This window comes from Lysinibacillus sp. LZ02 (assembly GCF_050613145.1).
Classification (GTDB): Bacteria; Bacillota; Bacilli; order Bacillales_A; family Planococcaceae; genus Lysinibacillus_B.
Genome location: NZ_CP192507.1, coordinates 3,527,512 through 3,540,965, shown reverse-complemented (window position 1 = coordinate 3,540,965; position 13,454 = coordinate 3,527,512). Strand labels below are relative to the sequence as shown.

The following is a 13,454-nucleotide window of genomic DNA, read 5'->3' as shown; positions in this document are numbered from 1 at the left end:
TTCTCCCTCTTCTCCTTTTTGTATAGCATATGGAGAGAAAAGATAGGTGGTGAGCGCCTAAAATAATAAATAATTTTTGTTGATTTGAGGAAAACGCCTAATTTCTTCTTATTTTAAAGAAGATATGTTCTCACTCCTATGTTCTATTAGAACAGGGTAACAAGATGAAAAGTAGAATGGAGCACTATTAAAACTGGACAGGGCTTTATGTATAATTGCCTGTGAACAAATGAAAAGAGGCTTCCCTTTTTAGGAAAGCCTCTAGTGACACTTATCATTCATGAAACGTAACGTGGCGGATCATCCTGTGATTTTGAATCTTTAGCGCCAGATTTACTCATCGTAGTAACCCTCCTGTTTCATGATCGATTAGAAGTGGAACCGAACTTAGTATGACCTACTAGCCATTTTTTATTCATGAATGTGTTACATGTTTTTATCAAATAATCACTGCCTGCTTGTAGGCGAAATGAAAATGTAAAAGTACTATCTTTTTTCTTTTAAAATAAGTTGTGACACACACTCGACATGACTCGTCTGAGGGAACATATCCACTGGTTGAATGTATTTCACCTCATAAAGCTTTGAGAGCTCTTTTAAATCCTTCGCCAGTGTGGAAGGGTTACAAGATGTATACACAATGCGTTTTGGTTGAATCTTTAATACCGTTTTAATAAAGCTTGGCGCGAGGCCCGTACGCGGTGGGTCAACCGTTACGACATCCGGTGTGAAGCCTTCACGGCGCCAACGAGCTAACCAGTCTTCAGCTGTCCCTGTGTAATAGCGAGCATGCTTAAAGCCGTGGTTACGTGCATTCGCTTTTGCATCTTGAATGCTTTCCGGTACGATGTCCATGCCACGCACTTCTTTCGCTTCGCCAGCTAGCCATAAGCCAATTGTGCCAACGCCGCAGTACGCATCTACAACCGTTTCTTTCCCTGTCAGCGCGGCTGCTTTTTTAATTTCATTATATAAATGAACAGTTTGTTCAGGATTTAATTGGAAGAATGCACGAGACGATAAATCAAACGCTAATTCACCTAATTCTTCATGAATCGTTTCTTTGCCGTCTAATACAATCGTTTCATCACCAAAAATAAGGGACGTTTTTTCACGATTAATGTTTTGTGTAATCGAGACAATCGCTGGGTGTAGCTTTTTCATACGGGCGATAAACTCTTCTTTATGCGGGAATTCATTGCGCGTTGTAACGATACAAAGCTGTGTTTCACCCGTGCGCATGCCTGTACGGATGACGATTGTACGGACGAGACCGTTTAATGTTTTCCCGTCATAAATCGTCATCCCTAGTTTTTGTAATGTTTTACGCGCATCTACTGTAATACGCGATGTAATCGGGTGCTGTACTAAGCAGTCATTGATATTTAACAGCTTATTTGAGCCTTCTGTGAAAAGACCAGCATATACACGTTTGCCTTCTTTCCGTACTTGGAATTGACTTTTGTTGCGATAATTCCATGGATTGTCCATGCCAAGTGTTGAACGGATTTCTGTATTTTCTGCGATATCGCGAGCGTATTTTTCCATCGCTTGTACGACAATATCTCGTTTATTTAGAAGCTGAGCCTCGTATGTCATATGTTGCAATTGACAGCCACCGCATTGTTCATATACAGCGCATGGTGGTTCTTGACGGAATTCACTCCGTTTACGAATCGTTAAAATTTCTGCTTCCGCAAAATTACGCTGAAGCTTCGTCACTTTCACAGTTACTTCTTCTCCAGGAATAGCTCCTTTTACGAATACGACATTGCGCTTATAAAAGCCAACACCTTCTCCATTAATACCGAGCCGTTTAATCGTTAACGGAAATTTTTGACCGATTTCCATTGTTACTTGATTCATTGCCTTCACGTCCTTTAAGTTCATCGCATTATTATAACGGACGGAAGAGCGAAAGAAAAGGAAGCACGTTGAACTAAACTATTTTTTATATAAATCATCTAATGAGCCGAATGTATATCCTTGTGCTTTCGCATCTTTAATAAATTTAGGAATGGCATCTGCGTTATCTTCCGCCACGGTATGCATTAAAATAATCGCGCCTGGATGGAGCTGCTTCATAAGTTCGTTGTATGCATAGTCTCCGCCACGGCGTACATCTTTTTCCCAGTCTTTAAAGGCAATTGACCAGAAAACATGACGGTATTCATGCTTTACCCCGACTGCGAGTACCGCTTCATTGTAGACGCCTTCTGGTGGACGTGTATAGTGAGTGCGTTCAATCCCAGCTACTTCTTTCAGTTTTTTATCAAAATTTTGCCATTCTGTCACCATTTGAGTTTCTGATAAACGAGCCATATTCGGATGTTTATCGGAATGGTTGCCGATAATGTGGCCATCCTTTACCATTCGTTTCACTAAATCAGAGGCGCTCGTTACATAATGTCCTGTTAAGAAAAATGCAGCGGGTACATCTTCTTCTTTTAATGCATCCAGAATCCTTTCGGTAAAACCGTTTTCGTATCCATTATCAAATGTTAAGTAAATCGTTTTGGATTCGGGATCACCACGGTAGACAGCCTCATATTTCGTCAGCATATTTTCAAGTTCACTGCCAATTTCAATTTGTGCACCGCCTGATGCTTTTTTGAATCCCCAGTGCAGTTCATCCGCAAAAGCAAATGATACGATGGAAAACAAAATGATGGTTATACTAACAGCAAGACCAATTGTCTTTTTCATAAAAAAATGCAACCTCCTTTTTACACGTAGGTTGCAACCGTATCGTTTTACTATACATGGATTTTCATGGTGTGAATGTGAAAAGAAATTAGCGAAAAGTATTTTTGGGATAAAAACAGAAAAGGTAGTGTAGGTACTAGTATTTATAAATAGCATGCTCTTTGTGATGAAGAAATATGATTACAGGCATCGTGTACAAATCGGGTATTTTTTTAGGCTAGCAGTTGCTCGGGGCGGAGAGCAACTGCTAGTTCACATATATAAATCATCCTAAAACTTCTAAGCCTCGGTAAGCGGTCAAAACATTGCGGTATCCGGTCAAAAAGCCGCTGCATCCGGTCAAAACAACTAGGCGCGAGCAAAACACTATCTACCCATTGAGATTTACTTATTATACAAATCAACAATTGCATCTTCGAGGGATGCAAATTTAAATTCGTAACCTGATTGCAGCAGTTTTTCAGGTACAACGTATTGTCCTTCTAATACAAGTTGACTTTTTTCACCAAGTGCGAGTTTTAATGCAAAGCTTGGAACCGGGAGCCAGTGTGGACGATTTAAAGCATGCCCGACTGTTTTTCCGAATTGTTTCATGCGTTTTGCATTCGGTGATGTAACATTTATCGGACCTTCTAGTTCAGGCTTTTCGATTGCATGAATAATGGCCCGACACACATCATCCACATGAATCCAAGATAGCCATTGTTCACCTGAGCCTACTGTACCACCGACAAAAAGCTGGTATGGCAATACAACTAATGGCAGTGCACCCGCATCTCGTCCTAGTACAACCCCAAGCCTTGCTAGACAAACGCGAACGCCTAATGCACCTGCGTGGCTCGCTCGCTCCTCCCAATCAGCCACGGTTTTTCCCAGGAAATTTTTTTCCAAATTCACTTCGTTCTCTGTATAAACATTGGACGTTGAATGTGGATAAATACCGATTGCACTTGCGTTGATAAGTACTTGTGGCTTTGTTTTTAGATTTTCAATAATGCGAATGACTTCATCCGTTGCGTTCATCCGGCTATTATAAATGGCGCGTTTTCGTTCCTCTGTCCAGCGTCCCTCATTTAGTGATACGCCGGCTAGATTGACGAATGCATCAATTCCTTCTAACTCTTGTTCCGGTGTTTCGCCATCGAGCCATTTTAGATAGCGAATGTTATTTTCTTCTTTTGTTTCTCCTCGCGTTAAGACAATTACTTTATCTCCACGTGCTTTTAATAATTCACATAGTCTTTTGCCAACTAATCCTGTACCACCTGAAATCGCTACTTTCATTTCCAGCACCTCCAAAGCTTTTCTTTCCCTATTATATCCAATCGTGAAACGTTTCGTAAAAATATGTATACTAGAGAAAGAAGGAAGGTGAACGCATGCAGGTCATTACAAAAATAGGTCGTCAAAAAAATAACAAAGAGCGTTATAATATTTATTTGAACGATGAATATGCGTTTGCAGTAGATGAAGGTACACTCATTAAATTTGGCTTAATAAAGGGTAAAATACTTGAGCAGTTTGATATCGATGAAATTACATACGAGGATGAGATTGCGAAGGCATTTAATAAGGCACTATCGTTTTTAAGTTTTCAAATGCGGAGCGAATATGAAGTAAAGAAAAAACTATTTGATGCGGGACACGGGGAAGCAGTTGTGTTAGAAGCCATCCGTAAATTAGAGGCACTTGGTTTTTTAAATGATGAAACCTATTCCAAAGCATTGCTTGAAACAAAGAAGCGCACAATGAAAAAAGGTCCGCGTGCTATCAGGCAAGATTTAAAGAAAAAAGGAATCGACAAATCATTGCAAGATGAAGTGCTTGAAACGTTTTCGTATGAAGAGCAGCTTGAAATTGCAATACAATTAGCAGAGAAAGAAGTACGAGCAGGAAACCGAAAAACACCGGCACAAGTTAAACAAAAAATTCAAGATGTGTTGCTGCGAAAAGGGTATTCCTTTAGTATTGTAAGCGATGTGTTAGAGCGTATTACATTAGAGCGCGAAGAAGATGAATGGGCAGCAATGATTGCTACGCAAGGTGAAAAACTGTGGAGCAAGTATGCGGCAAAGTTTGCAGGAACCGAACGCAACCTAAAAGTAAAGCAAGCTCTTTACCAAAAGGGCTTTCCTATAGAAGTAATCAATTGTTTTATTGAAGAAAAGGAGCAAGAAGAAGCATGATGGAAAAAAACTATGCGACGATGACAGAACATGAGTTACGCGAAGAAATCGCACGTTTAAAAGAGAAAGCACGTAAAGCAGAACAACTAGGGATTGTGAATGAGTATGCCGTATATGAGCGTAAAGCATTGATGGCAGCAGCTTATTTAGTGGATCTGGATACAATCGTTCTAGGTGAAATGTATAAAATTGATGGTTCACCAGGGGAATATTTTATGGTAGAGCGTTTAAAAGGGCGCTTTGCTTGGGGGTACCGTTTAGGTGGCGATCGTTATGAGGAAGCACTACCAGTATCGATTTTAGCACCGATAAAGGCAGGGAAATAACATGGAAGCAAATATCGCAAAGTTAACAGAAGAGTTGCTAGCGAAAAACCCTGAAATGTCAGCAGGACGAGCACGTGTGTGGGTAGAGTTATTATGGAGCGATTATGAAGCAACTTCAGCAAAGGCCGGCTATGCATTTCGCGGAGCTGAGTATACAGAAAACTTAGTTCGTCAGTTAATTACAAGTTACGGCGATAAGCTACATTTATTTGCCGCACGTAACCCGAAGTATGCCCATTTACTGAATACATCCGACGATACGGTGCAATAAAAAGAGGCTCACGTTAACTTTGCGTGAGCCTTTACACGTCTTATTCACTCGCCCCGATTTGTAGCTTACGCTGTAGCTTGTCCTCACTGAAGATCCAACCAGTATACGAATTGACGATCTCCAAATCATCGTTCACATGAGCAACCGCCACAAAAGGATAGCGATCATTACTACGGTAGCGTAAGTCGATTAAACGCACTTCTGTTAAACCGCTCGGTAGTTCAGCAATTTCCCAACGGTATAGCGGAGAGAACGAAACAAATGAGCGTAAATTTTCATCTTGCATAGCAGCGTTTACATATGGTGTACGCGGTAAGGGAACAATTTCAAATTTATCGTAAATATTAACCGAACGGCGATAGGCACGACCGACGTAGTAATGCGTTTTAGAAGCAGCCGCAATACGCCAATAAAAGAATCGCATCGTTGGGGCCACAATCACGTATTCTTCATCTTGAATCGTGTTGTGCACAGCTTTTTTGACGGCCCTTTGCACCATAAAACGTAAAATATAATAACACACGATAATCACATACATGATACTGAACGTCCATACAGGGTTTGCCCCGAACACCCATAATACAATACCAACACAGTGAAGACCAAAGATATAGGGATCGAATGTATTAATGACACCAAGTGCTACCCATTTTTTTGAAAAAGGGCGAAATGCTTGTGTACCATAGGCATTAAAAATATCAACAAATACATGGAGAAAAACGGCAATTTGTGTCCACAGCCATAAGTGTAATAGGTTGGCGTCTGGGACAATTGACGATAAAATAGCCGTAATGGCAATAGGCCAAAGAATAGTAGCAGGTATTGAATGTGTAATGCCACGGTGATGACGTATATAAATCGCATTATTGCGTAATTTTAAAACCGTATCTACATCCGGTGCTTGTTGCCCTAAAATCGTACCAGCCATAACAGCACCGAACATGGCTGAGCTTTCTGCAACGACGGGATCGACAAGTGCTAAACCTCCAATGGCAATACCCATCACTAAATGTGTACCTGTGTCCAAAACAATCAACTCCTTGTATACTGCAACCAATATACGAACAATTATGGGGAAAAATTAACATTTCCTATCATAATTAATAATATACCCTTTAAAGCAAAAATAAAATCGAATTATAGGTGAATTAAATGAATTATGAATATACAGAAGAATTTCGCAAAGAATTAGTGGAATGGTTTAATAGAGAAAAACGGGACCTACCTTGGCGACATACAATCGATCCCTATAAAATTTGGGTTTCAGAAGTAATGCTTCAGCAAACACGGGTGGATACAGTTATCCCTTATTACAATCGTTTTGTAGAAAAATTTCCTACGCCGCAAACGTTCGCCTATGCCCCAGAAGAGGATATTTTAAAAATGTGGGAAGGGCTTGGCTACTATTCACGCGTACGAAACTTACAAGCAGGTGTACGGGAAGTAGTCGAAACATATGGTGGGGTTGTGCCGAATAACCGTGTAGATATATCTAAATTAAAAGGTGTAGGTCCATATACAGCAGGTGCTGTTCTTAGTATTGCTTATGGCAGGCCCGAACATGCAGTAGATGGTAATGTAATGCGTGTATTAAGTCGTGTACTTCATATTTATGATGATATTGCACTGCCAAAAACAAAAAAAATATTTGAAGAAGCCGTAACAGAACTAATTGATCCAAACAATGCATCTTCCTTTAATCAAGGCTTAATGGAGCTTGGGGCACTTATTTGTACACCGACTTCACCAAAGTGTTTATTATGTCCGGTTCGTGAGTACTGTCGTGCATTTGAAGCAGGCGATGCTACAGAGCTTCCGGTGAAAACAAAAAAAACGAAAATGAAAAATCTACACTACAAAGTATATATTGTACGTGACAATGAAGGGCGTTATTTATTAGAAAAACGTGATGCAAATGGACTACTGGCAAACATGTGGCAGTTTCCAATGATTGAAATGAAAAAAGGGGAAGATGCATTAAACAAACTGATTCAACAATATGATGTCAAGGTCAAAGTAAAGCATGGGACAGTACTTACATTTAAACATATATTTTCACATTTAACGTGGCATATTGAAGCGGAGCTTGTGGAAGGTGAAGCGACAAATGATGAAAAATTTTTTACACGAGAACAAATTGAGCGTTTGCCGATGCCAGTCCCTATGTTAAAAATTTGGAATGAAATTAAATGAATAAAAAAACCTGTGCGGTACACAATAGGTAGCGTGGAGGTGAATTCATCATGAAAAGAAATCAAAACAAACAAAATAATAATAATAACAACGAATTCCTTAATAACAACCAGAACCAAAACAATATGGAGGAGTTCGGTAGCGAACAAGAGTTCCAACAGTTGCAACAACAACGTAATCGAGTTGAGCGTCAAAACAATCAACAAAATCAACAAAATCAAAAAAACCGCCGCAACAATAACAACAATATGTAAGACAAGCTAAACAGTCATGTCTAAAGTAAAATGTTGTTAAAACCATGAATTCCCTGCAAAAGTCGGTGTGTCTGTTAAAGACATGCCGGCTTTCTTATTAGGTAATGGAACTGTGGGTAAATCAGTGAAGCCTTTTTTGCTTTCCTCACCAAGATTAACACTATTTCGTCAATTGACACAAGAAATGCCTTGTTTTTACAACGTATTGCGAAATTTATGTTTTTCTAACTACACCTTTTATTCATCCATTGTTATAATAAGTAGGAGACTGCTAGATTATAGATAGCGTAGACGAAAAGGTGGGCTTCAATATGGCATTACCCTTAGAAGGCGAAACGATACAAATACATAGCTATAAGCACAATGGTCGTATCCACCGTGTCTGGCAAGAAACAATGGTTTTGAAAGGTACAAAAAATATTGTAATTGGTGCAAATGAAAAAACACTTGTAACGGAGTCAGATGGCCGTACGTGGCTCACAAGAGAACCTTCGATTTGTTATTTTCATGCGGAACACTGGTTCAATATTATTTGTATGTTGCGTGAAGATGGCGTGTACTATTACTGTAATATGAGTTCACCCTTTGTGTTTGATAACCACGCCTTAAAATATATTGATTATGACTTAGATGTGAAGGTTTTTCCCGATATGTCTTATACATTGCTTGATGAGGATGAATATGAGCAACATAAACAAGAAATGGCCTATCCGGAAGTCATTGATAAAATTTTAAAGCGCAACTTAACAAAATTGATTAGCTGGATTCAACAGCGACGAGGACCGTTTGCGCCAGATTTTATCGAAGTTTGGACAAACCGCTATGAACTGTATCGTGAAATCCAAGCAGACCAACAGTAAAAAATAAGTTATGACTAAAACATAGACAATGCTAAATTTGTCTATGTTTTTCTTTTCGTAGGCTTTGTTGAGTGAGCGGAGGTATAGTGATTAATTTATCACCCTAAAATGTGCTATAGTAATAAACATTGCGAAAAGAATGAAGGGGAGAAGCGATTGGATAGTATAAAGAGATATATGCGCTTTGTTAAGCCGTATAAGTGGTTATTAATGTTTACAATTGTAATTGGCATTTTGAAATTTGCCATTCCACTATTTTTACCATGGTTAGTACAAATTATTTTAGATGATATTTTATTGGAAGAAAGTTTATCAGCTGAGGAGAAAACAAAGCAACTATTTACGTGGATTGGTATTGCACTTGTTCTATTCTTCGTTGTACGTCCACCAATTGAATATTACCGCCAATATTTTGCGCAAAATTTAAGTAATAATATTTTATTTGATATCCGTAAAGAGTTATATGGGCATTTGCAAAAGCTAAGCTTAAAATATTATGCGAATACGCGCGCAGGAGAAGTCATTTCGCGTATGATCAATGACGTAGAGCAAACGAAAAACTTCGTGATGACGGGGCTCATGAATTTATGGCTTGATTTAGTCACAGTCATCATTGTTGTAGCGATTATGTTTTCGATGGATGTAAAGCTGACAATCGTTTCATTAATTGCGCTTCCATTTTACGCGTTTAGTGTGAAGTATTTCTTTGGACGATTACGTGCATTAACCCGTGCACGTTCGCAAGCTTTGGCAGGTGTACAAAGTTATTTGCATGAGCGTGTAACAGGCATGAGCATTATTAAAAGCTTTACGCTTGAAAAACATGAACAAGCGATTTTTGATGAGACAAATGGTGAATTTTTAAATAAAGCATTGAATCACTCACGTTGGAATGCGAAATCATTTGCGGTTGTCAATACGATTACGGATATCGCGCCGCTACTTGTGATTGCTTATGCAGGTTATCAAGTGATTCACGATAATTTATCCATTGGGGTGATGGTTGCTTTTTATGCTTATATTGAGCGGCTGTACGGACCACTACGTCGTTTAGTTAGTTCATCGACAACATTAACACAAGCCATTGCATCGATGGACCGGATGTTTGAATTGATGGACGAAAAATATGATGTAGAAAATAAGCCGAATGCTCTAGAGCTGAAAGAAGTAGAAGGAAAGCTTGCTTTTGAAAATGTCACGTTCCATTACGAAAAAGAAGGTAAAACCATTTTAGATCATGTAGATTTTACAATCGAGCCGGGGCAAACAGCGGCATTTGTTGGGATGAGTGGTGGCGGTAAGTCAACGATTGTTAGCTTAATTCCACGTTTTTATGATGCAAGCGCAGGGGCTATAAAAATAGATGACCGGGATGTACGTGATGTGACATTAACATCACTTCGTTCGCAAATTGGTATTGTGCTGCAAGATAATATTTTATTTAGTGATTCGGTGAAACAGAATATTTTAATGGGGAATCCGAATGCAACCGATGAAGAAGTCATTGCTGCTGCTAAAGCGGCCAATGCACATGATTTCATTATGAGTTTACCACAAGGTTATGATACAAAAGTTGGGGAGCGAGGCGTAAAGCTATCAGGTGGTCAAAAACAACGTGTAGCGATTGCGCGTGTGTTTTTAAAAAATCCCCCAATCCTCGTTTTAGATGAGGCAACGTCTGCTCTTGATCTAGAAAGTGAGGCACTCATTCAAGAGTCACTCGATCGATTAGCACACGATCGTACAACAATTGTCATTGCCCATCGTCTATCCACGATTACACATGCAGATAAAATTTTCGTTATCGAGTATGGACAAGTGGTTGAGTTAGGTACCCATGAGGAGCTCATGGCAAAGCAAGGTGCATATTATAATTTATTCCAAGTTCAAAAGTTAGATTAAAGAGAGGCATTCGCCTCTCTTTTTTATTTTTATATAGATTCTCCAAAACGGAATAAAAGAGAAAGATTAATTCGTAATGAGCAAAAATACATCCTAAAAATACTAGGTAAATAGTAAAAGATATTAAACGAAAGCATAATTGTAGCCTCCGCGCTTTGCCACAGCCTACACAGGAGCTAAAACAGGCGCGACCTGTTTGGATCTCCAGCTTCGGCTCCTGTGGCTATGGCACGCTACGGCAAAGGTGAGTGCTTCTTAATACTCTAAACAAGTATTTCTATTCACTAAAAGGGCTCATTTTCTTTCCGTTTGCACGTATAATCCGCCTAGCTACTATTACCATCAATTAGGATCTTTTATTATTTTTGAGCCACCAATTACTTTATGGAACAATAGTTGCTTGTAGCGGAGGTACGAGAGTGTAGCTGACGGCATGCGCCTTTCGCTACAGAGCAGAGCTTCCTACGGGAAAAGCGAGACAATCAAGACCCCGCAGGAAATTTATTTGCGACGAAAGCGAAGCGACAGGAGCATCGAAGGATGAGTGACGAGGAGGCTTGATTTCGCCCGTGGAAAGCGAGTACCGGAGTGGAAAGCAACGGTTACCCAAATAGTAATATATGTTTCAGGATTTACTCATTATAAGGATTAATATTTTTGCTGCTTCGAGAATACTATTAATAAAAGATAGAAAAATTCTACTTTAAAGGCTGAAGAATAGTCTATTTTGATACACGGAATGCAGTGCCATTTTGGAAAAGGGGGCAGCTCGATGGATTCAGATAAATTACTTGAAGTGAAAAATTTAGAAACGACATTCTTTTCGGATGATGGAAATATTGTAGCAGTCGATCAAATTAGCTTTTCTGTTCGTGCCGGTGAAATTGTAGGCATCGTAGGCGAATCAGGATGTGGAAAAAGTGTGACCTCTCTATCCATTATGGGGCTTGTACCGAATCCACCAGGGAAGATTACAGGAGGAAAAATTTTGTTAAATGGGAGAGATTTAACGTCTCTTTCGGAAAAAGAAATGCGAAAAATCCGAGGAAAAGAGATGGCGATGATATTCCAGGAGCCAATGACCTCACTTAACCCACTTTTTACGATCGGAAATCAACTGGTAGAGGCATTATCAATCCATCACAAAATGTGGTTTAAAAGACGTGCAAAAAAAAGGGCAATGGAAATGATGAAGCTCGTTGGCTTACCTCGTCCAAAAGAGTTAATGAAAGAATATCCGCATCAATTATCAGGTGGCATGCGCCAGCGTGTCATGATTGCTATGGCATTGATTTGTGATCCGAAAATTCTCATTGCCGATGAACCAACTACCGCATTAGATGTAACGATTCAAGCACAAATTTTAAAGCTAATGAAAGATTTAAATAAGCGATTACATACAGCTATTTTGTTTATTACACATGATTTAGGTGTAGTAGCAGAAACGTGTGAGCGCGTTATTGTGATGTATGCTGGACAAATCGTGGAAGAAGCGCCGGTAAAAGAAATTTTTAAAAATCCGCAACACCCTTATACGAAAGGGTTAATTCAATCTGTTCCAGACATGCGATTTAAAAAGGATAGTCTGCACTCGATTCCGGGAAATGTGCCGAAGCCTGGTTCGATTATGACAGGATGCCGTTTTGCGCCGCGTTGTCAGTTTGCACAGGAACGGTGTCTACAAGAAAATCCACCTATGTATAAAGCGACTGACGGACATGAGGCGCGGTGCTTCTTAGTAGAAGAAAAGGCGGGAGGTGAAGTATATGACGAACTTGTTGTTGAAAGTTGAGCACCTGAAAAAATACTTTCCGATTCGTGCCGGTTTATTCTCCACAAATAAAGGAGAAGTGAAAGCAGTGGATGACCTCTCCTTTGAATTGTATGAAGGAGAAACACTCGGCATTGTAGGAGAGTCTGGTTGTGGGAAATCAACGACGGGGCGTGCTATTATGCGGCTTTCTGAACCGACAAGTGGAAAAGTAACATTTGATGGTGTAGAGCTAACCGCATTATCGGAAAAAGAAATGCGTAAAATGCGACGAGATATTCAAATGGTGTTCCAAGATCCATATGCTTCTTTAAATCCACGTCATACGGTTGAAAGAATACTAGAGGAACCGCTTATTGTACATGGAATTGGGAAAGCGAAAGAGCGAAAAGAAAAGGTGCACGAATACTTAGAAATCGTTGGATTAAGTGCGTATCATGCAAAGCGCTATCCACATCAATTTAGCGGAGGGCAACGGCAGCGCATTGGCATTGCCCGTGCATTAATGACAAATCCAAAGCTTATCATCGCAGATGAACCCGTATCCGCATTAGATGTATCGATTCAAGCGCAAGTATTAAACCTGATGCAAAAGCTGCAAGAGGATTTGAAGCTAACCTATATTTTTATCGCACATGATTTAGGTGTTGTTCGACATATTAGCGACCGCGTTGGCGTAATGTATCTCGGACGTATGGTGGAGCTTGCGGATAGCGATTCGCTTTATGAAGAACCACTTCATCCGTATACACAGGCATTATTATTAGCAGTTCCGATTCCTGATCCGCTACATCACCGGGAACCCATTGTATTAGAAGGGGATATACCGAGCCCTTCGAATCCACCAACTGGCTGTGCATTCCATACACGCTGTCCGTATGCGAGTGACATTTGTAAAGTGACAGCACCACTGTTTAGAAAAGTAAAACCAGGTCATTCTGTTGCTTGTCATTTATACAATGATGTGCAGCACTAATGATAAAAG

The 13,454-nt window shown here is 39.8% G+C and carries 13 protein-coding genes; 9 read left to right on the top strand and 4 right to left on the bottom strand.

Translation table 11 applies throughout. The features are described 5' to 3' along the window. Positions 1 to 486: 486 nt before the first annotated feature. The 3 genes from rlmD to ACQQ2I_RS17190 form a co-directional block, all read right to left on the bottom strand. Positions 487 to 1,866 (bottom strand): 23S rRNA (uracil(1939)-C(5))-methyltransferase RlmD, encoded by a 1,380-nt coding sequence (rlmD, locus tag ACQQ2I_RS17200; protein WP_431027980.1) that lies wholly within the window; start codon positions 1,864 to 1,866, stop codon positions 487 to 489. Positions 1,867 to 1,944: 78 nt separating this feature from the next. After that, positions 1,945 to 2,706, bottom strand: a complete 762-nt coding sequence (locus tag ACQQ2I_RS17195; RefSeq protein WP_431027979.1) for a polysaccharide deacetylase family protein — start codon at positions 2,704 to 2,706, stop codon at positions 1,945 to 1,947. 384 nt (positions 2,707 to 3,090) lie between these two features. Further along, the gene (locus ACQQ2I_RS17190; RefSeq protein ID WP_431027978.1) at positions 3,091 to 3,990 is read right to left on the bottom strand and encodes a TIGR01777 family oxidoreductase; all 900 of its coding nucleotides are present in this window, start codon (positions 3,988 to 3,990) and stop codon (positions 3,091 to 3,093) included. Positions 3,991 to 4,085: 95 nt separating this feature from the next. Between ACQQ2I_RS17190 and recX the strand changes: the two genes are divergently transcribed. The 3 genes from recX to ACQQ2I_RS17175 are packed head-to-tail and all read left to right on the top strand — an operon-like array spanning position 4,086 to position 5,489. Then, positions 4,086 to 4,892, top strand: coding sequence for a recombination regulator RecX (gene recX / locus ACQQ2I_RS17185; protein WP_431027977.1), 807 nt, complete (start codon positions 4,086 to 4,088; stop codon positions 4,890 to 4,892). Beyond that, positions 4,889 to 5,218 carry a YfhH family protein gene (locus tag ACQQ2I_RS17180; protein ID WP_431027976.1) on the top strand — a complete coding sequence of 110 codons (330 nt, stop codon included), beginning with the start codon at positions 4,889 to 4,891 and terminating at the stop codon, positions 5,216 to 5,218. The genes recX and ACQQ2I_RS17180 overlap by 4 nt, the downstream gene beginning before the upstream one ends. A 1-nt stretch (position 5,219) precedes the next feature. Continuing rightward, positions 5,220 to 5,489, top strand: a complete 270-nt coding sequence (locus ACQQ2I_RS17175; protein ID WP_431027975.1) for a YfhJ family protein — start codon at positions 5,220 to 5,222, stop codon at positions 5,487 to 5,489. A gap of 40 nt (positions 5,490 to 5,529) precedes the next feature. Here the strand turns inward: ACQQ2I_RS17175 and ACQQ2I_RS17170 are convergent, their stop codons facing one another. Beyond that, a complete protein-coding gene (locus ACQQ2I_RS17170) occupies positions 5,530 to 6,516 on the bottom strand; it encodes a metal-dependent hydrolase (RefSeq protein ID WP_431027974.1) in 987 nt (328 codons plus the stop codon). Positions 6,517 to 6,641: 125 nt separating this feature from the next. On the opposite strand from ACQQ2I_RS17170, the gene mutY reads away from it, so the two are divergent. The 6 genes from mutY (at position 6,642) to ACQQ2I_RS17140 (ending at position 13,445) form a co-directional block, all read left to right on the top strand. Next, a complete protein-coding gene (gene mutY, locus ACQQ2I_RS17165; protein WP_431027973.1) occupies positions 6,642 to 7,682 on the top strand; it encodes an A/G-specific adenine glycosylase in 1,041 nt (346 codons plus the stop codon). Between the two features lie 50 nt (positions 7,683 to 7,732). Further along, complete coding sequence (locus tag ACQQ2I_RS17160; RefSeq protein ID WP_431027972.1) at positions 7,733 to 7,936, top strand: hypothetical protein; 204 nt, start codon at positions 7,733 to 7,735, stop codon at positions 7,934 to 7,936. A 311-nt stretch (positions 7,937 to 8,247) separates the two neighbouring features. Next, the gene (gene ntdP / locus ACQQ2I_RS17155; RefSeq protein ID WP_431027971.1) at positions 8,248 to 8,796 is read left to right on the top strand and encodes a nucleoside tri-diphosphate phosphatase; all 549 of its coding nucleotides are present in this window, start codon (positions 8,248 to 8,250) and stop codon (positions 8,794 to 8,796) included. A gap of 156 nt (positions 8,797 to 8,952) precedes the next feature. Further along, positions 8,953 to 10,698, top strand: a complete 1,746-nt coding sequence (locus ACQQ2I_RS17150; protein ID WP_431027970.1) for an ABC transporter ATP-binding protein — start codon at positions 8,953 to 8,955, stop codon at positions 10,696 to 10,698. A gap of 772 nt (positions 10,699 to 11,470) precedes the next feature. Then, complete coding sequence (locus ACQQ2I_RS17145) at positions 11,471 to 12,490, top strand: ABC transporter ATP-binding protein (RefSeq protein WP_431027969.1); 1,020 nt, start codon at positions 11,471 to 11,473, stop codon at positions 12,488 to 12,490. Then, positions 12,465 to 13,445: an ABC transporter ATP-binding protein gene (locus ACQQ2I_RS17140; RefSeq protein ID WP_431027968.1), complete on the top strand. Its 981-nt coding sequence runs from the start codon at positions 12,465 to 12,467 to the stop codon at positions 13,443 to 13,445. Before ACQQ2I_RS17145 ends, ACQQ2I_RS17140 begins: the two co-directional genes overlap by 26 nt. Positions 13,446 to 13,454: the final 9 nt, after the last annotated feature.

What these genes read in the sequence shown, in the direction of transcription:
- rlmD (WP_431027980.1), bottom strand. Translation starts at nt 1,866, where the DNA reads ATGAATCAAGTAACAATGGAAATCGGTCAAAAATTTCCGTTAACGATT.
- ACQQ2I_RS17195 (WP_431027979.1), bottom strand. Translation starts at nt 2,706, where the DNA reads ATGAAAAAGACAATTGGTCTTGCTGTTAGTATAACCATCATTTTGTTT.
- ACQQ2I_RS17190 (WP_431027978.1), bottom strand. Translation starts at nt 3,990, where the DNA reads ATGAAAGTAGCGATTTCAGGTGGTACAGGATTAGTTGGCAAAAGACTA.
- recX (WP_431027977.1), top strand. Translation starts at nt 4,086, where the DNA reads ATGCAGGTCATTACAAAAATAGGTCGTCAAAAAAATAACAAAGAGCGT.
- ACQQ2I_RS17180 (WP_431027976.1), top strand. Translation starts at nt 4,889, where the DNA reads ATGATGGAAAAAAACTATGCGACGATGACAGAACATGAGTTACGCGAA.
- ACQQ2I_RS17175 (WP_431027975.1), top strand. Translation starts at nt 5,220, where the DNA reads ATGGAAGCAAATATCGCAAAGTTAACAGAAGAGTTGCTAGCGAAAAAC.
- mutY (WP_431027973.1), top strand. Translation starts at nt 6,642, where the DNA reads ATGAATTATGAATATACAGAAGAATTTCGCAAAGAATTAGTGGAATGG.
- ACQQ2I_RS17160 (WP_431027972.1), top strand. Translation starts at nt 7,733, where the DNA reads ATGAAAAGAAATCAAAACAAACAAAATAATAATAATAACAACGAATTC.
- ntdP (WP_431027971.1), top strand. Translation starts at nt 8,248, where the DNA reads ATGGCATTACCCTTAGAAGGCGAAACGATACAAATACATAGCTATAAG.
- ACQQ2I_RS17145 (WP_431027969.1), top strand. Translation starts at nt 11,471, where the DNA reads ATGGATTCAGATAAATTACTTGAAGTGAAAAATTTAGAAACGACATTC.
- ACQQ2I_RS17140 (WP_431027968.1), top strand. Translation starts at nt 12,465, where the DNA reads ATGACGAACTTGTTGTTGAAAGTTGAGCACCTGAAAAAATACTTTCCG.